Source organism: Streptomyces sp. NPDC001663, from assembly GCF_042893105.1.
Taxonomy (GTDB): Bacteria; Actinomycetota; Actinomycetes; order Streptomycetales; family Streptomycetaceae; genus Streptomyces.
In genome coordinates this window covers 278,676-304,508 of the sequence record NZ_JBIAUR010000014.1, presented here as the reverse complement: position 1 = coordinate 304,508, position 25,833 = coordinate 278,676, and the positions used below count along the sequence as shown (strand labels likewise).

Here is a 25,833-nt window from a genome sequence, read left to right as displayed (position 1 = left end):
CGTGGACGCGGTGGAGCGGCCCGAGCGACCCATACCCTCCGGTCGAGTTGCCCGCCGCACCGCGCTGGCCACCGCCTGCGGACTGACCGCCGCGGCTCTCGGCCTCTCGGCCCTGGCCGGCGGGTGCCGTGCGCTCGGCGTTGCACTTCCGCTGACCGGACTGGTCTGGGTGTACGACCTCCGACTGAAATCCACCCAACGTACTGGCCGGAGCGGAGCCCGGACACAGGGCCTCCGCACTGCCGGCCGCCCTGCTGACCTGCGCGCACACCTACACCGTCACGGCACTCAGCCGCCACGAGATCTCCGGGGCACCCCGCACTCTGCCCGCCGCCACCCTGGCCGGCAGCACCGCAACCACCCTGGCTACAGCGGCGCTTCCAGGTCTACGGCGAAGTACGCGTTCGAGGGGCGCGCGATACACGGGGTTCGGGAGTTGCCCGTGGCCTGGTGAACAATTCGCCAATTACCTGTGTACGAAGGTCATTTGACCGTGACTTGGCCCTTCGACGTGGGGTAATGTGTTGGCAAAGAGGTCAAGGTAGGTTCGGGAGGTGTGACGATGCAGCGGCGACGGATTCCCCATGAACCCGGGTACCGGTCGGCATGGTCGCTCCCGGATCCCGACCGGTCGCGCTTCTGACGCGCAGCTCCGGAAAGCCTGACCCACCCACTTCTTTCGTATGCGCGGCTGCGGGCAACTCGCCCTGACGGCGGACGCGCAACCCATTCACCTGCACGCTCTCGGCAAGGTACAGCTCAAAGGAGGCAATGGTGTTCGATCTCCGGACGGAAGCAGAGATGAGGCTGCACTCGGAAAAGACGGCCAGGCAACTCGCCCTGAAGAAGCTGCTCGAAGGGCAGCGCGCGGAGAGCGGCCGGAACGACGACGAAAAGACGGTCACCACGGACGCGGAGCCTGCTGCGTGATCAAGGGGGCTTCCGGCCTCGACGAGTCTTGACGGTCCGCCGCGTCCGGCGGGCCGTCCGCTACCTGAGCTCGACTTCGACAAAGCGGAATTCGTACCCGTTCACGTTGACCAGGTTGTGCGCGACACCGGCAGACCGTGCGTACGAAACTCCCGCATGCATCTCTACTTCGCGTTCCCCTGCCGAGTCCTCCACACGCACCGTTCCGTTGATCAGGGGAACCACCACGTAGTCGTGTGCATGAACGTGATGACCGGTCTCGGCGCCCGGGGCGAAGCGCCACTCCGTGACAAGGACTCGATCCGAATCGATCTGAACAGTCGACTTCGCTTTCACGCGCGACAACCTCCGTCGGTTGAGGACGATTCCGCACTCGATGGAGGGAAGGCTAGGGCGCAACCTGGAACTCGCTCACGCTCCATCGCGCACAAGAGCCGTCCCTCGATCGTACGAAGCGGAGCTTGCGAACCGGGCGTAGGACGTGTGGCGTCGGTGGCGTCAACGGGTATGGCGGGGTGGCCCGTTCGGTGACGGCAGGGCCTCGGTGAGGCGGTCGACGCCGTATCCGCTGATCAGCAGGCGTTCTTTGCGGTTGCCGGTGAGCAGTTGGCTCCATTGGACGAAGCCGCCGTCACCGACTTCCAGCTGTTGGCCTCCGATGCTTGCGTAGACCTTGAAGCAGAGGCCGGTGTAGTAGCCGCGTCCCGTGGCCCGGTCGGGGTCCTCGCAAACCTCCACTCCCGGCAGCCCGGCGAGGTCGTGGCGCATCCGCTCGAGAACCGGAGCGGCCGCGTCGTCCAGGACGGTCAGTCTGATCTGTGTGTCCTGTGCCCCGACGTCGGCCATGGCCCGGGCGGCGAAGCGAAGGTGCTCGGCCAGGTGCCGGTGTTCGAAGCGCCGGTCGCCGGTGTCCCGGCCGGCGGTCACCAGGCCGAACAGCTGGAAGTGGGCGAGCATCCCCGGAGCGTTGAAGCTCTGGGCGCGCGTCACTCGCTGGCCGGCCGCCAGCCGGACCGGCGTGTCGGAGCGCGGTTCGTCGGCCAGGGCCAGGGAGCGCCGGTGCGCCGCCTCCAGAGCCAGTGCGTTCGTGGGATCGGCGGCCACCTCGCTGCCCCGAACCGTCGCGATCACCTTGCGCGGATCGACGGTCGCCACCGCCGAATGCGCGGCCAGCGGCACGACCGGGGCGAGAACCAGGACCTCGAAGCCGTCGGGCAGCGCCGCCAGCAACGCGTCCTCGGTGCGGCGCAGTGCGGCGAACTCGACCGGCGCCGGGGCCACGAAGCGGTCGCTGCGATAGCGCCGCATCACCTCGGCCGGCGAGAGCCGGTCCGCCCGGCGCCGGAACACCTCCAGCAGCAGCGTGGTCAGATCCGCGCCCGGCATCCCGTCGGCCAGCAGGTCCAGCAGTTCCGGGGCGTCGGCGCGTGCCAGCACCCGACGCAGCGCCGGGGTGACCGGGATGTCTCCGGTGGCGTCGTGGCGCGTCATGAACAGCGAGTATCACGGCTCAGGAACCAGCCGGGCCACTGAGTTTCCGACACCTCGACGGTGACGACCGCGACGTGCGGCTCGTCCCTCACCTTGCCCGCGCCGGGCGCCGGGCGCACGCTGGTGGCATGGGTGCGCAAGACGGCCCTACGCTGATCACGTCCGTCCAGCGGGCCTTCCGGCTGCTGGAGGCGGCGAGCGCGTACGAGAACGGCGCGCCGGCGAAGCAGCTGGCACATGAGACGGGTCTGCCCCTGGCCACCGCCTACCACCTGCTGCGGACGCTGGTCCACGACGGATACCTGCGCAAGCTCGGCGACGGCCGATTCGTGCTGGGCGACAAGCTGGACACGCTGCAGAGCACGGGCCGCGGACAGGCGCTGCTCAACCGGGTGCGGCCTACGCTCGCCGCGCTGCGCGACGAGCTCGCGACCGCCGCCTACCTCACCTTCTACGAGGACGGTGAGATCCGCGTCGCCGAGATCGTCGACAGCCCCCGCGCGCCCCGCGTCGACCTCTGGGTGGGATTCGAGGACGCGGGGCACGCCACCGCCCTGGGCAAGTCCGTGCTGCGCGAGCTCGACGAGGAGGCCCGCAAGGACTACCTCTCCCGCCACCACCTCGCCGACCTCACCCCACGGACGATCACCAGCCGGCCGGAACTGCTGCGGCGCCTGGACTCCTCACCCGTCGCCCCGGCCGTCACGGATCTCGAGGAGTACTCGCTCGGCACGGTCTGCGTCGCCGTACCCGTCTACTGCGGGGACACGCTCGGGTCGCTCGGTGTCTCACTGCCGGCGGACCGGCTCTCCCGGCTGCCGGAGATCCGGGCACGGCTGCTCCCGACCGCGAGCCGGGTGACCCGGGGCCTGTCGCTCACTATCTGAAATCCCTCGTCTTGTGACAGTCCCGCCGACCCCGTTTCCTGGATGAAACAGGCATTTCAGCAGTGGGCCCCCGGACAGATGTGCCCCACACAGGTGAGGACTGCAGACAGAACATGAGTCAGGCCCGAGACCACGATGGCGCCCACTGGCCGATACGGCCGTTCTGGAACCGAGTGGCCGGTACCCGGGCATCGCTCCGCAGGCGGGTCGTGGCGCAGCTGGCAGCCGGGGCGTCATGCCTGCCCATGCTGATCGTCGCCGTCATCGTGCTCGCCGACGTCCTCGGCGGAGCCGGCATGATCTGGCTGCCCATGCTCGCGGCCGGGCCCGCCCTTGCCGCCACCACCAACGGGCCCCGCGGTGTCCTCTGTGTCGGCCTCCTCGCCGCCGTGCTCGGCGCGACGCTCGGCGCCCGCGACGGCGTACCGGGCGGCGAACTGGCGGCCGTACTGTCCGCCCTGCTGGCCGTCACCCTGGCGAGCGGCCTGGCCAGCGCGCTGCGCGGACGCCGGGAGCGGGTGCTCGCGGCCGTCCGCTCGGTTGCGGAGACCGCCCAGCACGCGCTGCTCAAGCCCGTCCCGGCGACGGTCGGCCCGTTCCAGGTGGCCGTCCGCTACAGCGCCGCCGCGGCCGAGGCCCGGATCGGCGGGGACCTGTACGCACTGATACCCACCCCGTACGGTGTCCGGCTGATCGTCGGCGATGTGCGCGGCAAGGGGCTGCCGGCCGTCGGAACCGCCGCGCTGGTGCTCGGTGTCTTCCGCGAGGCCGCCTACGACGAGCCCGACCTCCTCGCCGTCGTCGACCGGATCGAGCGGAGTCTGGCGCGCAACCTCGGCTCCGACGACTTCGTCACCGCCGTGGTCGCGGGATACCCGCAGCCAGGGCAGCTGGAGGTGGTGAACTGCGGCCACGCACCGCCGCTGCTGGTCCGCGCCGCAGGGAGCGTCGCCGCGGTCGAGCCCACGCACCCGGCCCCGCCCCTCGGGCTGCGTACCCTCACCGACCACACCCCGGGCCTGCAGGTGCTGCCCTTCGCCGACGGAGATCAACTCCTGCTGTACACCGACGGGGTCACCGAGGCCCGCGACGGGGGCCGCGAGTTCTACCCGCTCCACGAGGGCCTGGCCCGCCACGTCTCCGACGATCCGGCCCACACGCTCGGCGAGCTCCATGACGAACTGCTGGCCCACGTGGGCGGCCGCCTCCACGACGACGCCGCGCTGCTCCTGATCCGTAAGCCGGCCTCTGCCGAAGCGGCCTCCGAGGCCCGGAACGGCGGCAAGGGCGGCAGGGACCTGGCGGCCGAGGCCGCGTGACTCCTGTTGCGGTTGTTTCTGGTGTGGTCGTTCACCACTCCACGGCGGGCGTCAGCGGAACGGGCACGGGCGGCTCCGCCGACGTCGTCAGCTCGATCCGCCGCCCCTCCGCCGACGACTGTAGAAGAGCAGTCATCGTCTCCAGCACATGCAGCGCGAGAGCACCGCTCGCACGCGGCGCCCGCTGTCCGTCGGCCGCGACGAAGTCGAGCAGGCCCACGCCCCGCGCACCCGCGACATAGCCCGCCGACGGCGGGAGCGTGCGCCACTGTGTGTCGCCGAGGGCGAAGAGCCGCACCTCGCCGTCGAAGCCGTTGGGATCCGGAACCGCGAGCGTGCCCGACTCGCCGTGGACCTCGATCGGCGCCGCCGTGGTGGCCACACCGTCGAAGCTCGTCGTGATCGTCGTGAGAGCCCCGCCCACATGCTCCAGGACACCGGAGACATGACTGTCCACCTCGACCGGTATCCGGTCGCCCGCGCGCGGGCCGGAGCCGATGACGCGCTCGGCGCGCAGCCGGCTCGCAGCCCCGGTCACGGCTCGCACCGGACCCAGCAGGTGGACCAGGGACGCGAGGTAGTACGGCCCCATGTCCAGCAGCGGGCCGCCGCCGGCGGTGTAGTAGAAGTCGGGGTGAGGATGCCAGCGCTCGTGCCCCGGGGTGATCATCACGGCCGTGGCGAAGAGGGGACGGCCGATCTCTCCCGCCTGCACGGCCGCCCGCGCCGTCTGGATCCCGGTCCCCAGGACGGTGTCCGGCGCGCACCCCACACCGACGCCCGCCTTCGCGGCGGCCTCCATCACGGCCTGGGCGTCGCCGAGGGTGGCGGCCAGCGGCTTCTCCCCGTAGACGTGCTTGCCGTGGCCGATGGCGCCGAGGGCGATCTCGGCATGCGCCGCGGGGACGGTCAGGTTCAGCACCGTGTCCACGTCCGGGCTGCTCAGCAACTCCTCGACGGTCAGCGCCTCGACGCCGGACAGCTCGGCGGCGACCGCGGCCGACCGGGAGGCGTCGAGGTCGGCGATCGCGGTGATGCGTACGGCGGGATGACCGACGAGCGTGTCCAGGTACGCGCGGGAGATGACCCCGAGACCTACGACGCCGATGCGGTGCGCGTCGCCCACAGCATGCCCCTCTCGATGACGGTGCGGACGTTCGGGTTCTCCAGCACGTCGAGGCTGTGCCCCGGTGTCGTCACCACGATGCGGCCGGCGCCCCACCGACGGGTCCAGACCGCCGGCGAGGTGACCGGCCGGTCCCAGGGCTGCCACGGCCGCGCGGGGTGCGTGGTCGTGGCCAGCACGTCGATCAGGTCGTCGTGCAGCACCCAGTACTGTTCGGTGTGTAGCTCGAAGTCCTCGATGCCCGCGGTGACGGGGTGCTCGCGGCCGAGCTCGGTGATGTTGACGGCGTAGGGCAGGAAGTTGTCCGTCTCGTCCCCCTGCCGCTCGCACGGCTCCTTGCCCGGGTGGGTGGCGAACTGGCCGCCCACCAGATGGAGATAGTCGGAGGAGGCGCGGAACGAGTCGGCGATGCCGCCGTGCCAGCCGGTGAACCCGGTGCCCGCCACGATCGCCGCGCTCAGCCCCGACAGCTGCTCGGCGGTGATCGACGACATCGTGACACATTGCACAACGAGGTCCGTGGCGGCCATCTCGGCGGCGTCGGCGTAGACGCCGGTCGACTCCTCGACCCGCACGGCGTATCCGTTGCCTTCGAGGAAGGGCAGGAACAACTCCGTTGCCTTGACCGGCTGATGTCCCTCCCAGCCGCCTCGGACCACCAGGGCCTTCTTGTGCGTCATCTCGTCCCTTCAGCGGGAGCCGGGCGCGGGGGCCGGCCCGTGGGCAGAGTCCTCAGCATGCGACAGTCGCCGCTGCTCGGGAAAGGGTTGCCGGAGACACGAAAGTTTCGCGGCCGGGCGATGGGGTGCGGCCGCCGCCCTCAAGTCACGCTTGTCGCCGCCTTCCCGGGTCTGGCACGATCGCTGCCCGTCGCTCACGGCAACGGCCCACGGCCGTCAAGGAGGTCCGGTGCACAGACGCTGGCTGTTCATATCGGCGGCCGCGGCCCTCATCGTCGCCTCCCTGGCCCTGGTCCTGCTGCCCGGCCACAAGTCGGACGCCGATCCCGCCGCGGCCACGCCCGCCGCCGGCGCCCGCACGACGGCCCCCTCCGCCACGGAGTCCCCGACCGCGTCCGTCAGCGCAACCGCCACATCCGCGAAGCCGTCGGCCAAAGCCACGTCGCGGAAGCCGTCCGCCCGCGCCACATCCGCGAAACCGGCGGCCAAGGACACCGCTCAACCGGCGTCCGGCACCGCCTCATTGGCGGGCCGCATCCGCCCCGGCGTCACCTACCGGGGAGTCGCCACCTTCTACGACTCCGACGGCACCGGCGCCTGTCTGTACGACGCGAGCAGCGACGTCCTGACCGGGGCGATGAACCACACCGATTACGAGACGGCCAAGGCATGCGGGGCGTACGTGCAGGTCCGCGCGGCCAACGGCGCCTCGATCACGGTCCGCATCACCAACGAATGCCCGGGGGACTGCGCACCCGGCCAGATCGACCTCAGCGCCGAGGCGTTCGCCAAGCTCGCCGCCCCCTCGGCCGGCCGGATCCCGATCACATGGAAGCTCGCCAGTCCCAGCAGCGTCGGCACGCTCTCCATCCGCTACAAGACGGGCTCCAGCCGCTATTGGTGCGGGCTGCAAGTGATCGGCCACCGCAACCCGTTGGCCCGGCTGGAGGTCCGCACCGGCAGCGGCTGGCGCCAACTGGCGCGCACCGACTACAACTACTTCCTCTCCGAGGACGGCAGCGGCTGCGGCGGAGCGATCAGAATCACCGACATCTACGGCGAACGACTCACCGTCGACGGGATCGCGATCCGGCCGAACGTGGCGCAGCCGACCCGGGTCCAGTTCGCCCAGCACTGATCACGGCGCCGTCGACGCCTGCGCACCGACCGTCCAACAGGCGGCGGTGAAGCGGACGTCCGAGCCGTGCACAAAGGGTTCGAACGCGGCCCGGACCGTCTCGACGACCCGCGCCCGGGTCTGCTCGTCCGTCCCGGGCAGGGCCAGGCCGACCGGCCCGAGCCGGGTGAAGTAGCGGACCAACTCCCGCTCGGGAAAGGCGCATTCGACGTCGACCGGCCGGATGTCGATCCCGGACCAGCCGCTGTCCGCAAGGATGCTGCGGACCCTGTCCGGGTCCGCGAAGGCGAACTGCCCCGGCTCGTCCGGCCGGCGGACTGGCAGATCGGGCAGCAGCGGTGCCGCGGCACGTTCGGCCGTGGTCATGAACGGATTCTCGGCCGGGCTGCGCCAGACGATGACCCGAAGCACGGCCCCGTCGCGCGCGGCCCGCCGGAGATTCGTGAAGGCGCGGACGAAGTCGCTGAAGAACATCACGCCGAAGCGCGAGATGAGGGCGTCGAAGGTGGCGGGCTCGAACGCGTGCTCCTGCGCGTCGTCGCGGATGAAGGACACCGGCGCCCCCTCCCGCTCGGCGCGCGCCCGGGCGGCGGCGATCACCGGTTCGGCGATGTCGACGCCGACGCAGCGGCTTTCCGGACCGAGCTTGCGCGCGACAGCCAGCGTGGTGCCGCCGGTGCCGCAGCCGACATCGAGCACGCGGCCTCCGCGCAGCGGGGACACGGCCTCGACGAGCATCTCCTCGAAGGGCCTGAACATCTCCTCCAGCACCGCCTGCCCTTCGACCCAGGCGTGACCGGCGGGCCCGTTCCACCGGGCCGCCTGCTCGTCGTCCGTCCTGCGCGCGCCGTCCATGATCGCCTCCTCTGCTGCCCCTTGCTTGCCTTCTCCGGGGCTGGGATGACACCGTGCCACTTCAAGTCGACTTGAGGTAAAGAGGATGACAGACCTGGACATCGCGGAGGTGGCGCGCCGTGCCGGGGTGCCCGCCTCGACGCTGCGGTTCTACGAGGAGAAGGGGCTGATCGTCTCGGTCGGCAGACGGGGTCTGCGCCGCCAGTACGACCCCGGCGTACTGGACCGCCTGGCGCTGATCGCGCTGGGGCGCACCGCCGGGTTCTCGCTCGACGAGATCGCCCGCATGTTCGCGCCGGACGGGCAGCCGAGCATCGACCGCCGGGTGCTCGCGGACAAGGCGGACGAGCTGGACGCAAAGATCCGCGAACTCACCGTCCTGCGCGACTCGTTGCGCCACGCCGCGGCCTGCCCCGCCCCGAGCCACATGGAATGCCCGACCTTCCGCCGCCTCCTCAAGGCGGCGGCGTCCGGGGCGGTCGTAGCGCCGAGGAGGCGGGCGCCGGGGCCGTCGTGAACCTCTTACGGAGGGCGTCACGGCTTGCGGGCGAGACCTCCGTGTTCGCCGATCGGGTCCGGGGCGGGCGAGGTGGCGTCAGGGCGCCAGAGGGGGACCGAGACGACTCCGGGGGCTATGAGCTCCAGACCGTCGAAGTACGACGTGATCTGGTCGACGGTGCGCAGGATGTACGGCACGGCGCCGCTCTCGTTGTAGGCGTCCTGGGCCCGTTCGAAGACCGGGTCGATGCCCCGTGAGCCGTCGTTGATGGACAGGTGGCTGCCGGACGGCAGGGCGTCCATCAGGCGGGTGACCAGGGAACGTGCCTGGTCGTGGTCCGCGACGTGGCCCAGGATGTTGCTGAGGATGAGGGCCGTGGGGCGGGTGAGATCCAGCGTCCCGGCGGCGGCCGCCAGGATCCGGTCCGGGTCCAGTACGTCGGCGTCGACATAGGCGGTGGCTCCCTCCGGGGTGGAGCGGAGCAGGGTGCGGGCGTGCGCCAGGACCATCGGGTCGTTGTCGACGTAGACGATCCGGGACTCGGGCGCGATCTGCTGGGCGACCTCATGGGTGTTGTCGGCGGTCGGCAGGCCGGTGCCGACGTCCAGGAACTGCCGGATGCCCGCTTCGGCGACCAGGTAGGTGATGTTGCGGCGCAGGAAGGCGCGGCTGCTGCGGGCGATGGTGACGATGCCGGGGAAGACGGCGGTGTACGCGTCACCGGCCTCCCTGTCGACGGGGTAGTTGTCCTGCCCGCCCAGCCAGTAGTTCCAGATCCTGGCCGAGTGCGGCACCGATGTGTCGATGTCCTGATGCGCCGCCGGTTCGGGCGTCGTCGTCGCGGAGTCGGTCATGGCTACCGTCCCTCTTCGTCCGGGGGCATGGACTGTCCACGGCACAAGGTACGTCCCAACACCCTTGATGCGTACGCCAGTTCGCGCTATCGGTGGCTTCGAGTCGACCCGGCTCAGGCGGTGCCCGTGATGTTCTGGAAAGCCGTGGCCAGTCGGCCCAGATCGACTCCCTCGAGCCGGTCGAACAGATGGCGGCGGACGCTGGCGATGTGGGTGGGGTGGGCCTCGTCCAGGCGGGCGAGCCCGGCGTCGGTGAGGATCGCGTTGAACGAGCGGGCGTCCTGCGCCGACTGCTCGCGCGAGACCAGGCCCTCGGCCTCCAGCCGCCGAACCGTGCGGCCGAGGGCCGACGGCGACTGCTGGACCAGCTCGGCCAGGTCGCTCAGGCGCATCGTGCGGTCGGTGGCCTCGGCCAGGAACATCAGCGTGATGTATTCCGTGTGGCTCAGCCCCTGAGCCCGGCGCAGATCCTCGTCAAAGGACCGCATCAGGGCGGCCATCGCCGGCCGCAGCGCCCTGATCAGGGCTTTCTCCTCTTCGGAGAGCGGGGCGGTCTCGTCGTTGTCGGGCATGCGCCCACTCTATGTGTTGCTTACTTGCGCACGCAAGTTCTATGGTTGCTGGCGCACGCAAGTAATTGCCCATGCGAGAGGCTGGCCATGGCCACCACACACACGGGCGGCGCCGCCGCCCGGCACCGCACCCACCACACCGCCCCGGAACTGCACGCGACCGGCGTCCTCATACTCCTGGCAGGCGCCTTCCTGCCGATCATGGACTTCTTCATCACCAACGTCGCCCTGCCCAGCATCGACACCTCCCTGCACGCCTCGCCGTCCTCGCTGCAACTGGTGATCGCCGGCTACGGCGTCGCGTACGCGGCCCTGCTGGTCCTGGGCGGCCGGCTCGGCGACCGCTACGGCCGCCACCGGCTCTTCCTCGTCGCGCTCGTCGGCTTCGTGCTGGCCTCGCTCGCCTGCGGACTCGCACCCGGCGTCGGGCTGCTCATCGCGGCCCGGATCGTCCAAGGAGCCACCGCCGCGCTGCTCGTGCCGCAGGTGCTGGCGACCTTCCACCACGCCCTGGACGGCGAGCGCAAGGCGCGCGCCCTCGCCCTGTATGGCGCGACCTCGGGCATCGCCGCCGTCGTAGGGCAGCTGGTCGGTGGCCTCCTGGTCAGCGCGGATATCGCCGGCACCTCGTGGCGGCCGATCTTCCTGGTCAACGTACCCATCGGACTGGTGGTCCTGCTGGTCGCGGCCCGCATCGTGCCGGCCACGCGTTCCGAGCACCCCGTCGGCATCGACCTGCCCGGTACCGTCCTGTTCGCCGCGACCCTGGTCGCCCTGCTCGTCCCGCTGACCGAGGGGCACGCGCTGGGCTGGCCGTGGTGGGTCTGGCTGTTGCTTGCCCTGGCGGTTGCCCTGGGGGCCGCCACCTACGGAGTGGAGAAGCGTGCCGAGCGGCGCGGTGAGGTGCCGCTGCTGCCGCCGTCCCTGCTCCGGCTGCCGTCGATGTCACGCGGACTGGCCATGGTGCTGGCGTTCAGCATCGGCTTCGGCGCGTTCATGTTCGTCTTCGCCCTGACCGTCCAGAACGGGCTGCACGCCGACGCCCTCCACGGCGGCCTGGCGATCCTCCCGATGGCCTTGCTGTTCTTCGCGGGCTCCGTGCTCGCCCCGCGGCTGATCACCCGCTTCGGACGCGCCGCGATGGCCGCGGGCGCGGTGGTCCAACTGGCCGGACTGGTCTGGCTGGTCGCCGTGCTTGTGACGAGCCGTCCGCAGGCCGGCCTGTGGGCCATGGCTGCACCGCTCGCGCTCGCCGGTGCCGGACAGTCGATGCTGTTCGCCGGCCTGTTCCGCAGTGTCCTGGCCGACGTCCCCGCCCACCTGGGCGGCATCGGCAGCGGCGTACTGATCACCCTGCAGCAGAGCGGCCTCGCCCTGGGCGTCGCCACCCTCGGCACCCTCTACCTCGCCCGCGCCCCGCACGGCATCCCGCACGCCTTCGCCACCGTCGAGTACGTACAGATGGGCATCGTCGCCCTCCTCGCGGCCGGCACCGCCGCACTGCCGCGCTTCACTCGGGCCGCCGACGTTCCAGTGATCGAGGGCTGAGGCGGAAGGCGCGGGCAACACGGCGTCCGTTCACCCTCGTTGACCCCCGTTCACCTGTCACGTCGTACCTTCTACCGTCCGGTTCGGAAAGGCGCGGCACGGGGGCACGATGGGCATCCGGGAGATGGAGGCACGGGCGCGTGAGGACCTCCAGGGGAAACGGAACAGCGGCCCGCAGGGGTGGCCGGCGTGGCGTCTGCCGGTCTGGCTGCGGGTGCTCGTCGTGGTCGCGGCGGGGGCCGGGATCGTCGTAAGCGCACAGTGGACGGTCGAGGCGTACCGGGAGACGGTCGTCTACCGGCAGGCGGCCGACTGCCCCGCCGGAACCGGCAGTTGCATCGGCCGGGAAGAGACACGCGTGATGGACAAGGCGGAGTTCGGGGGCTGCTCCGGCAGCGGCAGCAACCGGAGCTGCACGACCAAGTACAAGCTCCGCATCAATGGGGTACGGGGCACCGAGTGGCTGGAGGTCGGGAGTGGCGTGTACGACGCCGCCGTCCGGGGCAGCCGGGCGGGGCTGCGGACCTGGCACGGCGCCGTCGTGAGCATCACCGTCCGCGGCCACACCCAGACTTTCCCGCCGCCGTCCGAGGACTCGATGTGGATGCGGACCGCGGCCGTCTGGCTGCTGCTCGGTCTGGCCCTGTGGGCCGGGCTGAGTGGCCTGCTGGACGCCCTGGTGCAGGCCTGCAGCCTGGGCTGGGTCTTCCTGACGGTTCCTTTGGTGTTGCTCGTCGACAACGCTCTGTTCGGTGCCGGCGTGGGCAAGTGGCTGGTTGCGGTCGCGCTGGCGCTCGGCTTCATCGGGGGCACGGTCGGTGCTCACCGACAGGAGCTCCGTAAGAAGCGCCGCCGGCAAACAGCCTGATGTCAACGGCCAGGCCGGCCAGGCGCGTCATGTTCCCTCCGGCGTGCCCTCGTGAGTGCAGGAGGTCAGGCCGGCAGCGGTGAGGGTGAGGTGACGGATCAGGAGGTCGGCGGCGGTGTCGGCGTCGCGGGCCACGGTAGCCTCCTCCAGGGCGCGGTGTTCGGCGAGGAAGTCGCGCTCGGGGGCGCGGTGCGCGGACCACCGGCTGGCCAGCTCGCTCGCGGTCCACAGCCGGTCGAAGGTGCCCAGCAGGACGGTGTTGCCGCAGCCCTCCAGGAGTGTGCGGTGGAAGACCCGGTGGGCCTCCGCCCAGGCGGCGCTGAAGTACTCGCCCTCCTCCGGCGCAAAGGCCGGCGTGCGGGAGAGGCGGTGGTGCGCCGCGCGGACCCTCGCCTCCCAGTCGAGGTCGCCGCGCTCGATCGCCATGCGCAGCACGAGCGGCTCGACGGTGCGGCGGGCCTCGGCGATCTCCTGCCAGCGCACGTCGGAGAAGTCCGGCACCGCGAAGCCGCGGTTGGGCAGCCGGTCGGCCAACCCCTCGCCCACCACTCTCACCAGCGCCTCCCGCACGACGGCCAGGCTGACCTGGTGCTCCTTGGCCAGCTCCTGGGGCTTCAGGGGCGTGCCGGGGGCGTAGACGCCCCGCATGATCGCGTCCCGCAGCAGGGCGTACACCCGCTCCGAGAGCATTTGCTTGCCGCCGGGGGCCGTCGAGGTGTCAGCCGTCAGAGTCATGGGCCCAGCATAGACGATCCTGTAGATAATCGATTATCAGTGTTATCGTCGATGACGTGCAGGACGGATCGCCCTCCGGCGCAGCCTTGCCCGACTCCTGTCATCTCCGAAAGGAACAGCGCCCCATGAGCGCCAACAACCCCTTCGCCCGCCTCCCCGAGGTACCGGGCTTCACCGTCACTTCCACCACGCTCACCGACGGCGGCCAGGTCCCCGCCGAGCAGCACTCCGGGATCTTCGGCGTGCCGGGCGGCAAGGACGCCTCCCCGCAGCTGTCGTGGACCGGTGCCCCCGAGGGCACCAAGAGCTACGCCGTCACCGTGTACGACCCGGACGCCCCGACCGGCTCCGGCTTCTGGCACTGGGCGGTCGCCGACATCCCGGCCGGCGTCACCGAACTGCCCGAGGGTGCGGGCGACGACACCGGCTCGGGCCTGCCCGAGGGCGCCTACCAGCTGCCCAACGACGCCCGCGCCGCCCGCTTCATCGGCGCCGCCCCGCCGGCCGGTCACGGCCCGCACCGCTATGTCGTCGTGGTGCACGCCCTCGACGTCGAGCAGATCGGCGTCCCGGCCGAGGCCACGCCCGCCTTCCTCGGCTTCAACATCGCCGGTCACATCCTCGGCCGCGCGGTCCTGACCGTCACGGGCGAGACCCCGGCCTGAGGACGAGCTTGTGCGGCCGTCGGCAGAAACTCCCGTGGCCTCAACGCGCCATCCCAGTAGGGTGCTTCAATGCCCGAGCTGAAACAGCTGCAGGCCGGCCACGCCCCGGCGGTGCTCGCCTTCGAGCTGGCGAACCGTGCCTACTTCGCCGCCTCGGTCTCCGACCGCGGGGACGAGTTCTACGAGCGGTACGCCGAGCGGCACAACGCCTTGCTGGCCGAACAGGAGGCCGGTGTCTGCGCCTTCTACCTGCTCGTCGCCGAGGACGGATCGGTCGTGGGCCGGTTCAACCTGTACGACTTGGAGGACGGCACCGCCGAGCTCGGCTACCGGGTCGCCCAGCACGTCGCCGGCCGCGGCGTGGCGACCGCGGCCGTGCGGGAGTTGTGCCGGCTGGCGGTGGCACGCCACGGGCTGCACACGCTCAGGGCCGCCACCGCCACGGTCAATGTCGCGTCCCAGAAGGTGCTGACCAAGGCCGGTTTTGTCCCGGTCGGCCCGGCCGATCCCGCCGACATCGGAGGAAAGCCGGGCACCTGGTATCAACGCGACCTGGCAGTCGACCTAGTGGTCGGGCAGTAGCCGCATCACCCGCCGGCTCACTCGGGCAGCCCCGCAGCCGAGGTCGCCCACGCGGTGTCCGGCTCGGAAGCGAGGCGGTAGGCGAGCGTGCCGCCTTGGCGGAGCAGTTCCGCTTCGGTCCAGGAGCGGTCATGCGGGCGGCCGTTGAGGCGTACGGCACTCACGTACGGGTGGTCGGCATCGGCGTCCGGCGCGTCGATGACGATGTCGGTCCGGGCGGGCCGGTCGACCACGGCGTGCGGGAACAGCGGCGTGCCCAGCAGCAGCGAGGCGCTGCCCGGGGTCTGCGGATACAGGCCGAGCGCGGAGAAGACGTACCAGGCGGACATGGTGCCGAGGTCGTCGTTGCCGGGCAGGCCGGCCGGTCCGGTGCCGTAGACGGTGTTGAGGATCTGCCGGACCGTCGACTGGGTCTTCCAGGGTTGGCCCAGCGCGTTGTAGAGCCAAGGGGCGTGGATTCCGGGCTCGTTGGTGGGGTCGTAGCGCAGTGGGTCGCCGCCCTTGACGGACCAGGAGCCGTCCGGCTTGTGGAAGAAGCCGTCGAGCCGCTGGGCAGCCTTCTCCCGTCCGCCCATCGCCCCGGCCAGGCCCTGGACGTCCTGCGGCACCATCCAGGTGTATGTCGCACTCGTCCCCTGCGCGAAGCCGCGGTCGCTGCCCGGACTGAACGGCGAGACCCAGGAGCCGTCGAGGTTGCGGGCCTGGACGTAGCCCGTGGTGCCCGCGCCGTCCGTGGCCTCGGCGTTGAAGACGTTGCGCCACCAGCCGCCGCGCTCGGTGAACTCGGCGGCCTGCTCGTCACGGCCGAGCAGCTTGGCCCACCTTCCGAGCGCCGCGTCCGCGACCGAGTCCTCCAGGGTCTCGGCGGCCCCGCCCCAGCAGTGGCAGACGTCCTGCGCGGCATAGTGCGAGGTCAAGTACTGGGCCAGATTGGGGCGTTGGCCTGTGCACTGGCCGGGACAGCCTGCATCCGACAGACCGTCCGGGTTCGGCACGGTGGCCTGGTGGACCAGGGAGTCGAAGGCGCCCCGGTAGTCGAAGTTGCGCACGCCCATGGCGTAGAAGGTCGCCAGGGTGGCCGCCGAGGGGTCGCCCGTCATCACGTGCGTCGCCCCGTTGATGTGCACCCAGCGGTCCCACACGCCGCCGTGCTGTTGCGCGAAGTTGTAGAGGGACTGCGCGAAGTCCCCTGCGATACGCGGCTTGAGGAGGGCGAGCAGCTGCACCTGCGCCCGGTACTGGTCCCACCCGGAGAAGTTGCTGTACTGCGCGCCCTGCCCGCGTGCCAGGCGGTGCGGCTCGCCGTCCATCCCCGGGTAGCGGCCGTCGGTGTCGCTGATCAGGTTGGGCTGCATCAGGGCGTGATAGAGCGCGGTGTAGAAGGTGGTGCGCTGCGCCGTGGTGCCGCCGTCCACGCGGACGGAGCGCAGTTCGCGGTCCCAGGCGCGGGTGGCGTCGGCAGCGACGTCGTCGACGCTCGCGTCCGGGGCGATCTCGCGGCGGAGGTTGGACTCGGCGCCCGCGAGGCTCACGTACGAAATACCCAGGCGCATCCGGACATCGTTGTCGGAGTCCGTGTCGAAGCCGACCCAGCCGCCGGAGCCGCGCCCGGCCCGGTCCGCGCCGGTGGCGTATCCCTCGCCGCCCCCGCCCGACGTGGCGCCGGGGGAGAGGGTGCCGTCCTTCCATGTGCCCGTGGTGGCGAAGTCGCGGTCGAAGGAGGCGCTGAAGTACAGCCGGTAGTAGCTCTTGCGGTTGTTGGTACCGCCGTTGGCACGCCGGCCGCAGAACGCACCGGTCAGCACCCAGCCGGTCACCTTGCGGTGGGCCCGGTCGATGTCGATGTGCGCGTCCTCGCTGCCGTTGAGGGAGTTGGAGACGCGGAAGAGCAGGCTCGCCGGCTTGTCCGCCGGGAAGGTGAAGTCGGCGACGCCCGCGCGCCGGGTCACCGCGAGATCGGCGCGGGCACCGGAGTCGAGGCCGACCGAGTAACGGCCGGGCACCGCACGTTCGTTGTCGTGCGAGAAGTTCGCCGCGTACACGGCGTCCTTGGTGTCGGCCGACGGCGACGACGTGACGTCCCCGACGAACGGCATGATCGGTACGTCGCCCGCGGCCCCCGGGTTGCAGCCGGCGCCGTTGACATGGGTGAGGCTCAGACCGCGGATCCGCCGCACGTTGTACTCGTAGCCGTTCGCGGCGCCCGTGCTGGTCTGGTCGCCGGTGGTGCTGGTCGGCGACCAGGCGATCATGCCGTACGGCAGCGTGGCGCCGGGGTAGGTGTTGCCGCCGTTCGTCGTGCCGATGAGGGGATCGACGTACGCGGTGGGACCGGCCACCGCATCGGCCTGGTCGGCGGCCGACGAACCCGGCGCGGGCAGTGCTGCGGCGAGCGCGGTGGTGAGGGTGAGAGCGGCGGCTCTCACCCCGAACCGCCGTGCGGCGGCCGCGGATCCGAGGACCATGAGACGGAACCTTCCGTCGGTCGGACAGTGGGGGCGGCGGACGCCACCAGTGCGTCCGCCGCCAAGGCGCCGTCGAGCGTAGGCCGTTGGTGCACGACACGAACCGACGTGGACGGCAGGTTCGGTGAACTGCCGGTGAATCCACGGCACTTGTGTGTCGTGCACCCCGGGGTGCGGCTCAGGCGGTGTGCAGGGTCAGCCCGTATCGGTTGAGGATCTCGTTGACGGGCTGGTACCAGGTCTCGCCGCCGGAGCTGCAGTTGCCCCAGCCGCCGGAGGTGACGCCCTGTGCCTGGTCGCCGCTGATGAAGGAGCCGCCGGAGTCACCGGGCTCGGCGCACACGCTCGTCTTGGTGAGCTGATAGACCGAGCCTTGGCTGTAGTTGACCGTCTCGTTCTTCGCGAGGACGGTGCCGCAGTGCCAGTGCGTGGTGGAGCCGGAGCGGCAGATGGACGCGCCCACGGGGGCCTCGGCGGACCCGCGCACGAGCTGGTCCGAGACCGTGCCCCAGCCGAGCACCACCGGCACGGTCCACCAGCCGCTGCCGACGTTCACCCAGGCGTAGTCGTTGTCCGGGAACGACGACCCCTGGAAGTTGCCGACGTACGAGCCGTCCCAGCCGTACACCGCGCCGGTGTGCTGGTCGCAGTGCCCGGCGGTGACGAACCCGCCGTACACCGAAAAGCCTATGGAGCAGCGGACGTTGCCGGTGTAGAACGGGTCGCCGCCGACGGTCCCGGCGGCAAAGGTCTCGGGTGCGGCGGACGTCTGCCGCACGGTGACCGGGCCCGCCTGGCGGGCCCGAGTCAGGAAGTGTCGGACATCGTTGTCATTCTTTCGCGCGGAGACGACGTCCACGACGACCTTGTTGGCCTTGGGGTCGACGTGCCAACTGCTCACCCCGGCAGGTGCGTTGAGTTTGTCGAGGCGGGCCTTCGCGGCGTCGAGCTGCTTCGCGCTGTGCTTCACGAGGCGTACGTCGGCTCCGGTCGCCCGTACGGTCTCGGCGCTTGCCGCCCGGGTGACGGCGACGGTCAGCCTGCCGCTTCCCGCGTCGAACCAGGAGCCGCCGTACGACGATCCGGCGGCGCGCTTCGCCCTGCGTTCCACGGCAGTTGCCGTCTTCTCCGCGGCCAGGCGAGCCTCGGCCTGGCTCTTTGTCAGTCCGAAGTCGTGCTGCATCGCGGTGAGGAGCCCGGCGGAGGCGGGTGCCTCGGCGGAGCCCTCGTGGGCGTCCGAAGCGGAGGCCGGCATGGTGCTCGCGGTGGCCCAGGTGCCGAGCAGGAGGAGTGCGGACAGTCCGGTGCGCATGGCTGTTGTGCGTCTCAAGGGAGTAGCCCTTCGTTGTTCCAGCAGGGTGGGGGTGGAACAGCAGAACGTTGAGAGCGCTCTCACTTCATGCGCGGCAGAGCATAGTCGGGGATCATGAACAGGTCCATGCCAATACCGGAAGAGGTCCAGTCCAATCTCAATCGGGCTGTGGGTGGCGCGACTTGGGTGCACGGGGGTTGTCCTGACAATGACCCGCACCTAGGGTCGCTTGCGATTGCAAGCGCTTTCTGCGCGCTTTGTGCTCGGCAGGGTGCGCGGAGGAAGAGGTGACCTCTGCATGCCCGGACACAGGACAATGGGGTTCTGCGCAGCGGCCGCCGCACTCGCCCTCGGTGCGGTTCTGGCGGGCTGCGGGGGCTCCGGGGAGTCGGTCGGCGGCGGCAAGGTCGTGCTGAGATACACGTGGTGGGGCAACCCCGACCGCGCGGCACGCACCGAGCAGGCCGTCGCCCTGTTCGAGAAACACCATCCGAACGTGCAGGTGCAGACATCCTTCTCGGGCTACGACGCCTACAAGCAGAAGCTCGCCATCCAGGCCACGGGCGGCGACGCACCCGATGTGATGCAGCTCGACTACCGCCAGATCGACCAGTACGCCTCCGGACACGTCCTGCTCGACCTCGGCAAGGTCAAGGACACCCTGCGCACCGGCGAGATCGACGCGGGCCTGCTGGCCACCGGCCGGGTGAACGGAACGCAGTTCGCGATCCCGCAGGGCCGCGGCACCGAGACCGTCGTCTACGACGTGAAGGCCTGGAAGGCCTCCGGAGTGCCACTCCCGAGCAAGGGCTGGACGTGGACCCAATGGGCCGACGACATGCGGGAGTTGGCCAAGAAGACCGGTAAGCCCGGCGGCACCGACCCGGGCCAGAGCGAGGACGCCTTCGAGGTGTGGCTGCGCGGCCAGGGCAAGTCCCTCTACACCAAGGCCGGCGGCCTCGGTTTCACCGCCGAAGACCTCGCCCGGTGGTGGACCTTCACCGACAAGCTCCGGCGCGAGGGCGCGGTCTCCCCGGCCGAGCAGACCACCCAGCTCGACGGCTCCGTCGAGAACACCCCGCTCGGCCGTGGCAAGGCCACCGCCGACTTCAACTGGGATGCGCCGTCCAGCGGTTACCTCGCGCTGGTCAAGGGCGGCGTCGCGCTGGCGCCGATGCCGTCGGGCGAGGACGGCACGCCCGGGCAGTACTTCAAGCCGTCGATGTTTCTCGGCATCGGCGCGCACACCGGCCACCGCAAGGAGGCCGCCGAACTGATCGACTTCCTCCTCAACGACCAGCAGGCGGCGAAGATCCTCGGCGCGACCCGCGGCATACCCGTCAACGAGACCATCCGCGAGCAGACCGCCGCGCAGCTGAAGGACTTCGACAAGACCGTCGCCGACTACCAGGCCTTGCTGGAAGGCACGTTGAAGGACCCGCCGCAGGCCCCGCCGTCCGGCGACAACGCCCTGCAGACCACCTTCCAGCGCGACTACGACCAGGTGTCGTACGAGCGCATGTCGCCCCGCGAGGCGGCCGAGAACTACGTCACCGAGGCGAAGGCGGAGCTGAGGTCATGACCACCACCGACGTCCCCGCAACCACCGCACGCCCGCCCCGGTCCGTGCCGAAGGCCAAACGCCGCCCCAAGCGCGAACGCGAGGGCGCCGCCTGGGTGTTCCTGTCCCCTTGGGTGCTCGGCGCGACCGTGCTGACGCTGCTGCCGATGGCCGTGTCGCTGTATCTGTCCTTCACCGACTACGACTTGTTCAACCCGCCGAACTGGGTGGGCCTGCGCAACTACACGCAGATGTTCACCGAGGATCCGCGGTACTGGCGGTCGGTCGTGACGACCCTGACGTACGTCGTCATCGCGGTGCCCCTGCAACTGGCGCTGGCGATGGTCGTCGCGCTCGCCCTGAAGTCCATGAAGCGCGGCAAGGGCTTCTACCGCTCCGCCTTCTACGCCCCCTCGCTGCTCGGCGCGTCGATGTCCATCGCCCTGGTCTGGCGGGCCGTCTTCAACGACGGCGGCACGGTGGACAACCTCTTCGGCACCGGCGGCTGGGTCAACAAGCCCGGCTGGGCGCTGCTCGCCGTGGCGCTGCTGACGGTCTGGCAGTTCGGGGCGCCGATGGTCATCTTCCTCGCCGGGCTGCAGCAGATACCGGCGGAGCTGTACGAGGCGGCTGCCGTGGACGGGGCTGGAAAATGGCGGCAGTTCCTGTCCGTCACTGTGCCGATGCTGTCCCCGGTGCTGTTCTTCAACCTGGTGCTGCAGACCATCCAGGCGTTCCAGGTGTTCACGCCCGCCTTCGCGGTCAGCGGCGGCAAGGGCGGACCCGCCGACTCGACCCTCGTCTACACCCTCTACCTCTACGACCGCGGCTTCGTCGCCTCCCACATGGGTTACGCCTCCGCGATGGCCTGGGTGCTGCTGCTGGTGATCGGTGCCGTGACCGCGGTGCTGTTCCGCACCTCGCGCTCCTGGGTCTTCTATGCCTCCGAGGGGGACCGATGACCACGACTGCCTCAACTGTCGTATCCCGCAAGCCGGTTCGCCGGGGTCGGATCGCCGTGCACCTCGGCTGTCTGGCCGCACTGCTGGTCATGCTCTACCCGCTGGCCTGGCTGCTGGCCACCTCGCTCAAACCGGCCGACGAGGTCATCGCAAGCCTCGACCTGCTGCCCAGCCACCTCGAGTGGTCGAACTACAAGACCGCGCTGGACGGCGTGAACGACGTGTCCATCTGGCGGCTGCTCGGCAACTCGCTGCTGATCGCGGGCGGCGCGGTGCTGGGCAATGTCATCAGCTGCTCGCTCGCCGCCTACGCTTTCGCAAGGCTGCGATTCCGCTTCCGCGGACCGCTGTTCGCGTTCATGATCGCGACGATCATGTTGCCGCACCACGCGGTGCTGATTCCGCAGTACATCATCTTCAACAAGCTCGGCCTGGTGAACACCTACTGGCCGCTGATCCTGCCGAAGTTCCTTGCCACGGAGGCCTTCTTCGTGTTCCTGATCGTGCAGTTCATGCGCGGTCTGCCGAGGGAGTTGGAGGAGGCGGCCCGGATCGACGGCTGCGGACCCTTCCGCAGCTTCTTCGAGGTGATCCTGCCGCTCACCCGGCCCGCGCTGATCACCACGGCGATCTTCACGTTCATCTGGACCTGGAACGACTTCTTCACCCAGCTGATCTACCTCTTCGACCCGGACAAGTTCACGCTCACGCTGGCCCTGCGGTCGTTCGTGGACGCGTCCAGCCAGTCGGCGTTCGGGCCGATGTTCGCGATGTCGGTGATCGCGTTGCTGCCGATCGTGCTGTTCTTCCTCGCCTTCCAGCGGTTCCTGGTGGAGGGCATGGCCAGCTCCGGGCTGAAGGGGTGAGGAGGATGAGCGGGAGGCCCGATACGGAGACGGGCGGGACGCGGACGCGCGAGCCGGGCGAGGTCTTCGGACCGCGGATGACGCTGTTCGCCGACATGCTGAGCGTCGGCCTCGCCACTGCCGTCGCCTGCCTGCCGCTGCTGACCGCGCCGGCCGCGCTGTCGACGGCATGCGGGGTGCTGCGGGGTGCGGGAGAGGACCAACCTGCCACCGCTGGACGGTACTTCGGCCTGCTGCGACGCCGCCTGCGGGCGGGCGACCTGGTCGCGGGGGCCGTAGCGTCGGCGGGGCTGCTGCTGTTCGCCGCGGATCTGGCGTTGGCCGGGGTGGGGCTGCCCGGGGCGCCGCTTTTCGCGGTGGTGGCTGCCGGGATCGGCGCGAGCGCCGTGGTGGTGGGGCTGCGGGCCTGCGCCCGTCCGGAATCGCTCACGCACTGGCGTGTGGCGGTGCGGGAGGGGGCGCGGGATGCGGTACGGGACGCGGGCGGCAGCGCCCTGGTCCTGCTCGCCGTGGCGACGGCCGCGCTGTGCGCGTGGATGCTGGTACCCCTGGCGTTCCTGGTGCCGGGCCCGCTGGCGCTGGCACTCACGGCCGTCGACGTACGGCGTTCCGCCGCCCCTGGGTGAAGGCTCGCGCCGGTGGCACCCTGGGCGTGGGATTCATGGGGCGGATGCCACCGACGTCAGGACGCCTGCCCCGATGCTGCCCGGAACACACCGGGAAGTCCGTAAGGAGGCGGTGTGATGTGCCGCGGGGTGCAGGGCCGGTCGGGCGGATCAGCTCGGCGTCGTGGGCCCTGGCACGTGTTCCCGCACTGGTGCTGGTCCGTTCGCTGAGCTGATCCCTCGCGTTCCACGTCGCCCGAGACCGACCTGATCCGCCGGGCAGGCCCTACGGCAGTGGACGTACGGCCTGCGGTCGGCGCTGGGCGGGGAGTTTCGGGGTCGGGCGGGTGATGCCTGACAGGTCTCGGGGGGTCATGCTGTTGCGGTCGGCGACCGAGCGGCCGAGGGCGTGGTGCGGCCAGAGACCGGCGGCCACGCGGCGGCTGCGCTCGCCCCATTCGCGGGCGGCCAGGCCGCTGGACTTGTAGTGGTTCACGGCGAAACCGCCCGAGTGGATCCGGACCAGGCAGAAGCCGCCGGGATACTCCTTGACCGCGCTGACCTCCTGCATCGTGACATGCGGGGCCTGCGGCAGCACGGTGCGCTTGTTGCGGTGGGTGTGGCCCGCGTGGTGGAGGAAGACCCCGGGGGAGTTCGCGTAGGCGTCGAGGATGGAGCGGGCCTGACGCCGGCCGAGGCGCTGTCCGCCGGTCACCGGGAAGACGGAGTCCCGCACGGCGAGCGGATGGTGCCCGAACACCACGGTGGGCTGGTCCTCGTTCTCCCTCAACCGGGCCCGGAACCAGGAGAGTTGCTCGTCTCCGAGGCCCCCGGCGTCGGCGCCGTTGCCCACCTTCTCGTACGTGTCGAGCCCGACGATCCGCAGCCCGCCGAGATCGCGCGCGAAGTACGACGGCCCCTCGCCGTCGAGGAACCCGTCGCGGAAGGAGTCCCCGCAACCGCCGTCGCAGGACCGGCAGTTGCCGTGCCCGGGCCGGTCGTGGTTGCCGCGTACGACGAAGTAGTCCCGTCCGTGGACACCGAAGCCGTCCAGGATCCGCCTGGCCTCGGCCAGGTCCTGTGCCTGGCCCCCGGCCGAGATGTCACCCGCGGCCAGCAGCACGTCCGCTCCGCGCCGACGGGCCTCCTCGACCACCGCCCGGCTCATGATCTCCGGATACGGCGCGCGGCCCTGCGCCTGCCGCACCCCGCGCATCAGCGGGACGCCGGTCACCAGGCCGGCGGTGGTCTCGCCCAGGTGCAGGTCGTTGCAGAGCGCGATCGACAGCAGATGCCGCCCCGGCGGCGGCTGCGGCGTGGTGAAGGAGTACGGACCCCCGATCGAGCCGAGCCCGTGGCGATTGGTGCCTACCGCGTTGCCGCGCACGAGATGCAGCGGTGTGGGCGTCGCGGCCACGCCCCGCGAGCGGGCCTGGTAGTAGTACGTCTGCCCGGGCTCCAGGTCCGTGAGCTCCACATAGTGGTGCGCCACCGGCCCGTCCTCCGCCGCGACGCGGTTCAGGCGGCCGGGATGGGTGCCGTAGACGACCTCGCCCTCGGTGACCGCGGGGAGCATGTGGCCCAGGCCGTCGCCGGTGCCGGGCACCCCGGTGTACCAGGTGATGACTGCACGGTCCTCGGTCAGCGTGACCAGTTCCAGATGGACGGCCGCCACGCCGCCGCGGTGACGGTGCTTGTTCCTGCCCCCGGGGCCGCGCAGGGCATCGGCGGCGGTCCGCAGCAGCGCGGGCGTGAGGAGGGCACCGGATCGCATGATCTGGCAGGGATCGGGGAGCGCCGACAGGGCGGCAAGGGGAGCGGACAGGCAGCAGCGCATGCCCAAGTGTGCCCGCCCGCAGTGAACGACCGCAGTGCTGTCGAGGGCGCGACAGAGTACGGAGAGGAACAAATCCCAGGTGGGTCCGCCTCGGATCGGCCGGGGTGATAATGCTCACCTCGTCATGATCAGCGCGGTTCGCCGCGGTATGTGCCGAAATACCACCTGTTTCCTTCGGGGTCGCGGGCCGCGAAGTCGCGGGAGCCGTAGTCGGTGACGTGCAGGTCCATGGTGATCTCGGCGCCGGCGGCCTTCGCGCGGGCGTGCACCGCGTCCGGGTCTGCGGTGACGACGTAGGCACTGAAGGCGCCCGGCGGGGTCGGACCGGTGGCGGGGTCCTGGTCCTCGCGCACCGAGCCCAGCATGACGCCGCCGCCCTCGGGCCAGCTCAGCTGGGCGTGCTCGACCCGGTCGGCCTCGCCGTAGACCACTGTCTCCTCGAAGCCGAAGGCGTCGAGGAGGAAGCGGATCAGGGCACGGGCGTCGTTCGCGCGCAGGGTGGGCCAGACCTGCGGGGCGGGCGGCTGCTTGGCGGTGTCGGACGTACTGGTCATGATCGTGCGCCTTCCCTCTCGCGGGAGCCGGCCGGAGCGGCCGGCGGTCACCACCAGGGTCAGGTGGACGGGTGGTGCCCGGATTGGATGTTTCGGAACTCCTGCGCCAGCCATGCGCTCGGCGTGCAGGAGGCCAGGGCGGCGAACTCGCGGTCGAGGTGCGACTGGTCCGCGTACCCGCAGTCGGCGGCCAGCCCCGCGAGGTCGGGGCGGCCGGGGCGACGGGCCAGTCGACGTCGTGCCAGGTCGAAGCGGATGACCCGGGCGGCCGCCTTGGGCGTCAGACCGATCTCCGCGCGGAAGCGGTTGCGCAGATGCCGGTCGCTGAAGCCGGTCTCGGCGGCGAGCCGGTCGACGCGCAGTCGGCCGCCGCTGGACAGCAGCCGCTGCCAGGAGCCCGCGACCGGATCGGCGGAGGCCGTCGCCACGCCGTCGAGCCGGGACAAACGGCCGAGCAGCCAGCTGTCGACGACGTGGAAGCGGGCGGCCCAGTCGGGTGCCTCGTGCAGCCGGTCGTGGACCTCGCGCACATCGGCGCCCAGGACGTCGTCGGCGTGGACGTCGATCCCGGCCAGCTCCCCGGCCGGCAGCCCGAGCAGGACGCGGGCGCCCAGCGGGCTGATCGCGACCTGGATGCCCGACTGCCGGCCGGGCACGTCGATGAGCGCCGGCGTGAGGTGCAGGCCGCCCAGCAGGGTGAGGTAGTCGCCGGGGGTGGCGAACGGGTCGGGGTGGGTGGCCATGCTCAGCGGTTCGTCGAGGGTGAGGATCAGCGTCAGCCACGGCGACGGCAGTCCGCGGTGCCGGCCGTGCGGGATGCCGCGCTGACGGTACCCGGAGTACCAGCCGACCAGCCCCCGCAGCGGCGGCGCAGGCACCGCCCGCACCGCCTCGTCCACGAACCCACCACCCATGCGCTCAT

27 protein-coding genes are annotated in these 25,833 nt (G+C 70.9%); 14 read left to right on the top strand and 13 right to left on the bottom strand.

The annotated features are described in order from the left end of the window. The first annotated feature begins 1 nt into the window (after window position 1). Together ACFY1L_RS39050 and ACFY1L_RS39045 are read left to right on the top strand one after the other, a co-directional pair. Window positions 2-454: a UbiA family prenyltransferase gene (locus tag ACFY1L_RS39050; RefSeq protein ID WP_388835579.1), complete on the top strand. Its 453-nt coding sequence runs from the start codon at window positions 2-4 to the stop codon at window positions 452-454. Between the two features lie 347 nt (window positions 455-801). Continuing rightward, window positions 802-930, top strand: coding sequence for a hypothetical protein (locus ACFY1L_RS39045; protein WP_388835576.1), 129 nt, complete (start codon window positions 802-804; stop codon window positions 928-930). A gap of 60 nt (window positions 931-990) precedes the next feature. Here ACFY1L_RS39045 and ACFY1L_RS39040 read toward each other — a convergent pair whose 3' ends face one another. Together ACFY1L_RS39040 and ACFY1L_RS39035 are read right to left on the bottom strand one after the other, a co-directional pair. Continuing rightward, window positions 991-1,266 carry a cupin domain-containing protein gene (locus ACFY1L_RS39040; protein ID WP_388835573.1) on the bottom strand — a complete coding sequence of 92 codons (276 nt, stop codon included), beginning with the start codon at window positions 1,264-1,266 and terminating at the stop codon, window positions 991-993. 162 nt (window positions 1,267-1,428) lie between these two features. Next, entirely contained in the window at window positions 1,429-2,421 is a 993-nt protein-coding gene (locus ACFY1L_RS39035) for a hypothetical protein (RefSeq protein ID WP_388835570.1), read from the bottom strand. A gap of 128 nt (window positions 2,422-2,549) precedes the next feature. Between ACFY1L_RS39035 and ACFY1L_RS39030 the strand changes: the two genes are divergently transcribed. Then, window positions 2,550-3,308, top strand: a complete 759-nt coding sequence (locus ACFY1L_RS39030) for an IclR family transcriptional regulator (protein ID WP_388835567.1) — start codon at window positions 2,550-2,552, stop codon at window positions 3,306-3,308. 113 nt (window positions 3,309-3,421) lie between these two features. Further along, window positions 3,422-4,627: a PP2C family protein-serine/threonine phosphatase gene (locus tag ACFY1L_RS39025; protein ID WP_388835564.1), complete on the top strand. Its 1,206-nt coding sequence runs from the start codon at window positions 3,422-3,424 to the stop codon at window positions 4,625-4,627. A 31-nt stretch (window positions 4,628-4,658) separates the two neighbouring features. On the opposite strand, the gene ACFY1L_RS39020 is transcribed toward ACFY1L_RS39025, so the two are convergent. Then, entirely contained in the window at window positions 4,659-5,753 is a 1,095-nt protein-coding gene (locus tag ACFY1L_RS39020; protein WP_388835561.1) for a Gfo/Idh/MocA family protein, read from the bottom strand. Beyond that, on the bottom strand, window positions 5,723-6,433 hold the full coding sequence (locus ACFY1L_RS39015; protein ID WP_388835558.1) for a ThuA domain-containing protein: 711 nt from the start codon (window positions 6,431-6,433) through the stop codon (window positions 5,723-5,725). Before ACFY1L_RS39015 ends, ACFY1L_RS39020 begins: the two co-directional genes overlap by 31 nt. 229 nt (window positions 6,434-6,662) lie before the next feature. Here ACFY1L_RS39015 and ACFY1L_RS39010 point away from each other — a divergent pair, with 229 nt between their 5' ends. Beyond that, window positions 6,663-7,571, top strand: a complete 909-nt coding sequence (locus ACFY1L_RS39010) for an expansin EXLX1 family cellulose-binding protein (RefSeq protein ID WP_388835555.1) — start codon at window positions 6,663-6,665, stop codon at window positions 7,569-7,571. On the opposite strand, the gene ACFY1L_RS39005 is transcribed toward ACFY1L_RS39010, so the two are convergent. Next, a complete protein-coding gene (locus tag ACFY1L_RS39005) occupies window positions 7,572-8,426 on the bottom strand; it encodes a class I SAM-dependent methyltransferase (protein ID WP_388835552.1) in 855 nt (284 codons plus the stop codon). A gap of 85 nt (window positions 8,427-8,511) precedes the next feature. Between ACFY1L_RS39005 and ACFY1L_RS39000 the strand changes: the two genes are divergently transcribed. After that, the gene (locus tag ACFY1L_RS39000; protein ID WP_388835549.1) at window positions 8,512-8,943 is read left to right on the top strand and encodes a helix-turn-helix domain-containing protein; all 432 of its coding nucleotides are present in this window, start codon (window positions 8,512-8,514) and stop codon (window positions 8,941-8,943) included. Between the two features lie 17 nt (window positions 8,944-8,960). Here the strand turns inward: ACFY1L_RS39000 and ACFY1L_RS38995 are convergent, their stop codons facing one another. Continuing rightward, entirely contained in the window at window positions 8,961-9,779 is an 819-nt protein-coding gene (locus ACFY1L_RS38995) for an SAM-dependent methyltransferase (protein ID WP_388835546.1), read from the bottom strand. A gap of 113 nt (window positions 9,780-9,892) precedes the next feature. Then, window positions 9,893-10,351, bottom strand: coding sequence for a MarR family winged helix-turn-helix transcriptional regulator (locus tag ACFY1L_RS38990; protein ID WP_388835543.1), 459 nt, complete (start codon window positions 10,349-10,351; stop codon window positions 9,893-9,895). An 87-nt stretch (window positions 10,352-10,438) separates the two neighbouring features. Between ACFY1L_RS38990 and ACFY1L_RS38985 the strand changes: the two genes are divergently transcribed. Both ACFY1L_RS38985 and ACFY1L_RS38980 read left to right on the top strand, forming a co-directional pair. Beyond that, window positions 10,439-11,899, top strand: coding sequence for an MFS transporter (locus tag ACFY1L_RS38985; RefSeq protein WP_388835540.1), 1,461 nt, complete (start codon window positions 10,439-10,441; stop codon window positions 11,897-11,899). Between the two features lie 109 nt (window positions 11,900-12,008). After that, window positions 12,009-12,767: a hypothetical protein gene (locus ACFY1L_RS38980; RefSeq protein WP_388835537.1), complete on the top strand. Its 759-nt coding sequence runs from the start codon at window positions 12,009-12,011 to the stop codon at window positions 12,765-12,767. Between the two features lie 27 nt (window positions 12,768-12,794). Here ACFY1L_RS38980 and ACFY1L_RS38975 read toward each other — a convergent pair whose 3' ends face one another. After that, window positions 12,795-13,502, bottom strand: a complete 708-nt coding sequence (locus ACFY1L_RS38975) for a GntR family transcriptional regulator (protein WP_388835534.1) — start codon at window positions 13,500-13,502, stop codon at window positions 12,795-12,797. A 125-nt stretch (window positions 13,503-13,627) separates the two neighbouring features. On the opposite strand from ACFY1L_RS38975, the gene ACFY1L_RS38970 reads away from it, so the two are divergent. Both ACFY1L_RS38970 and ACFY1L_RS38965 read left to right on the top strand, forming a co-directional pair. Next, entirely contained in the window at window positions 13,628-14,167 is a 540-nt protein-coding gene (locus ACFY1L_RS38970) for a YbhB/YbcL family Raf kinase inhibitor-like protein (RefSeq protein WP_388835531.1), read from the top strand. 69 nt (window positions 14,168-14,236) lie between these two features. Continuing rightward, a complete protein-coding gene (locus tag ACFY1L_RS38965; protein ID WP_388835528.1) occupies window positions 14,237-14,749 on the top strand; it encodes a GNAT family N-acetyltransferase in 513 nt (170 codons plus the stop codon). A gap of 17 nt (window positions 14,750-14,766) precedes the next feature. Here ACFY1L_RS38965 and ACFY1L_RS38960 read toward each other — a convergent pair whose 3' ends face one another. Beyond that, window positions 14,767-17,214: a GH92 family glycosyl hydrolase gene (locus tag ACFY1L_RS38960; protein WP_388835525.1), complete on the bottom strand. Its 2,448-nt coding sequence runs from the start codon at window positions 17,212-17,214 to the stop codon at window positions 14,767-14,769. A 178-nt stretch (window positions 17,215-17,392) separates the two neighbouring features. Then, window positions 17,393-18,526, bottom strand: coding sequence for a S1 family peptidase (locus tag ACFY1L_RS38955; RefSeq protein ID WP_388835610.1), 1,134 nt, complete (start codon window positions 18,524-18,526; stop codon window positions 17,393-17,395). 298 nt (window positions 18,527-18,824) lie between these two features. Between ACFY1L_RS38955 and ACFY1L_RS38950 the strand changes: the two genes are divergently transcribed. The 4 genes from ACFY1L_RS38950 to ACFY1L_RS38935 are packed head-to-tail and all read left to right on the top strand — an operon-like array spanning window position 18,825 to window position 22,541. Beyond that, window positions 18,825-20,108, top strand: coding sequence for an ABC transporter substrate-binding protein (locus tag ACFY1L_RS38950; protein WP_388835522.1), 1,284 nt, complete (start codon window positions 18,825-18,827; stop codon window positions 20,106-20,108). Further along, window positions 20,105-21,049, top strand: coding sequence for a carbohydrate ABC transporter permease (locus ACFY1L_RS38945; RefSeq protein WP_388835519.1), 945 nt, complete (start codon window positions 20,105-20,107; stop codon window positions 21,047-21,049). The genes ACFY1L_RS38950 and ACFY1L_RS38945 overlap by 4 nt, the downstream gene beginning before the upstream one ends. Continuing rightward, a complete protein-coding gene (locus ACFY1L_RS38940) occupies window positions 21,046-21,915 on the top strand; it encodes a carbohydrate ABC transporter permease (protein ID WP_388835516.1) in 870 nt (289 codons plus the stop codon). Before ACFY1L_RS38945 ends, ACFY1L_RS38940 begins: the two co-directional genes overlap by 4 nt. A 5-nt stretch (window positions 21,916-21,920) precedes the next feature. Next, window positions 21,921-22,541, top strand: a complete 621-nt coding sequence (locus ACFY1L_RS38935) for a hypothetical protein (RefSeq protein WP_388835513.1) — start codon at window positions 21,921-21,923, stop codon at window positions 22,539-22,541. A gap of 265 nt (window positions 22,542-22,806) precedes the next feature. On the opposite strand, the gene ACFY1L_RS38930 is transcribed toward ACFY1L_RS38935, so the two are convergent. The 3 genes from ACFY1L_RS38930 to ACFY1L_RS38920 form a co-directional block, all read right to left on the bottom strand. After that, window positions 22,807-24,357, bottom strand: a complete 1,551-nt coding sequence (locus tag ACFY1L_RS38930) for a metallophosphoesterase (protein WP_388835510.1) — start codon at window positions 24,355-24,357, stop codon at window positions 22,807-22,809. 128 nt (window positions 24,358-24,485) lie between these two features. Then, window positions 24,486-24,911 (bottom strand): VOC family protein, encoded by a 426-nt coding sequence (locus ACFY1L_RS38925; RefSeq protein ID WP_388835507.1) that lies wholly within the window; start codon window positions 24,909-24,911, stop codon window positions 24,486-24,488. A 59-nt stretch (window positions 24,912-24,970) separates the two neighbouring features. Continuing rightward, a complete protein-coding gene (locus ACFY1L_RS38920) occupies window positions 24,971-25,825 on the bottom strand; it encodes a helix-turn-helix domain-containing protein (RefSeq protein WP_388835504.1) in 855 nt (284 codons plus the stop codon). Between the last annotated feature and the right edge of the window lie 8 nt (window positions 25,826-25,833).

Bases quoted from the DNA above. Each gene is read 5' to 3' on its own strand.
- ACFY1L_RS38975 (WP_388835534.1), bottom strand. From the start codon at position 13,502: ATGACTCTGACGGCTGACACCTCGACGGCCCCCGGCGGCAAGCAAATG.
- ACFY1L_RS38980 (WP_388835537.1), top strand. From the start codon at position 12,009: ATGGGCATCCGGGAGATGGAGGCACGGGCGCGTGAGGACCTCCAGGGG.
- ACFY1L_RS38955 (WP_388835610.1), bottom strand. From the start codon at position 18,526: ATGCGCACCGGACTGTCCGCACTCCTCCTGCTCGGCACCTGGGCCACC.
- ACFY1L_RS38920 (WP_388835504.1), bottom strand. From the start codon at position 25,825: ATGGGTGGTGGGTTCGTGGACGAGGCGGTGCGGGCGGTGCCTGCGCCG.
- ACFY1L_RS38930 (WP_388835510.1), bottom strand. From the start codon at position 24,357: ATGCGCTGCTGCCTGTCCGCTCCCCTTGCCGCCCTGTCGGCGCTCCCC.
- ACFY1L_RS38990 (WP_388835543.1), bottom strand. From the start codon at position 10,351: ATGCCCGACAACGACGAGACCGCCCCGCTCTCCGAAGAGGAGAAAGCC.
- ACFY1L_RS38950 (WP_388835522.1), top strand. From the start codon at position 18,825: ATGCCCGGACACAGGACAATGGGGTTCTGCGCAGCGGCCGCCGCACTC.
- ACFY1L_RS39045 (WP_388835576.1), top strand. From the start codon at position 802: ATGAGGCTGCACTCGGAAAAGACGGCCAGGCAACTCGCCCTGAAGAAG.
- ACFY1L_RS39005 (WP_388835552.1), bottom strand. From the start codon at position 8,426: ATGGACGGCGCGCGCAGGACGGACGACGAGCAGGCGGCCCGGTGGAAC.
- ACFY1L_RS39025 (WP_388835564.1), top strand. From the start codon at position 3,422: ATGAGTCAGGCCCGAGACCACGATGGCGCCCACTGGCCGATACGGCCG.
- ACFY1L_RS38945 (WP_388835519.1), top strand. From the start codon at position 20,105: ATGACCACCACCGACGTCCCCGCAACCACCGCACGCCCGCCCCGGTCC.
- ACFY1L_RS38970 (WP_388835531.1), top strand. From the start codon at position 13,628: ATGAGCGCCAACAACCCCTTCGCCCGCCTCCCCGAGGTACCGGGCTTC.
- ACFY1L_RS38985 (WP_388835540.1), top strand. From the start codon at position 10,439: ATGGCCACCACACACACGGGCGGCGCCGCCGCCCGGCACCGCACCCAC.
- ACFY1L_RS38940 (WP_388835516.1), top strand. From the start codon at position 21,046: ATGACCACGACTGCCTCAACTGTCGTATCCCGCAAGCCGGTTCGCCGG.
- ACFY1L_RS38995 (WP_388835546.1), bottom strand. From the start codon at position 9,779: ATGACCGACTCCGCGACGACGACGCCCGAACCGGCGGCGCATCAGGAC.
- ACFY1L_RS39030 (WP_388835567.1), top strand. From the start codon at position 2,550: ATGGGTGCGCAAGACGGCCCTACGCTGATCACGTCCGTCCAGCGGGCC.
- ACFY1L_RS39015 (WP_388835558.1), bottom strand. From the start codon at position 6,433: ATGACGCACAAGAAGGCCCTGGTGGTCCGAGGCGGCTGGGAGGGACAT.
- ACFY1L_RS38925 (WP_388835507.1), bottom strand. From the start codon at position 24,911: ATGACCAGTACGTCCGACACCGCCAAGCAGCCGCCCGCCCCGCAGGTC.
- ACFY1L_RS39035 (WP_388835570.1), bottom strand. From the start codon at position 2,421: ATGACGCGCCACGACGCCACCGGAGACATCCCGGTCACCCCGGCGCTG.
- ACFY1L_RS38965 (WP_388835528.1), top strand. From the start codon at position 14,237: ATGCCCGAGCTGAAACAGCTGCAGGCCGGCCACGCCCCGGCGGTGCTC.
- ACFY1L_RS38960 (WP_388835525.1), bottom strand. From the start codon at position 17,214: ATGGTCCTCGGATCCGCGGCCGCCGCACGGCGGTTCGGGGTGAGAGCC.
- ACFY1L_RS38935 (WP_388835513.1), top strand. From the start codon at position 21,921: ATGAGCGGGAGGCCCGATACGGAGACGGGCGGGACGCGGACGCGCGAG.
- ACFY1L_RS39000 (WP_388835549.1), top strand. From the start codon at position 8,512: ATGACAGACCTGGACATCGCGGAGGTGGCGCGCCGTGCCGGGGTGCCC.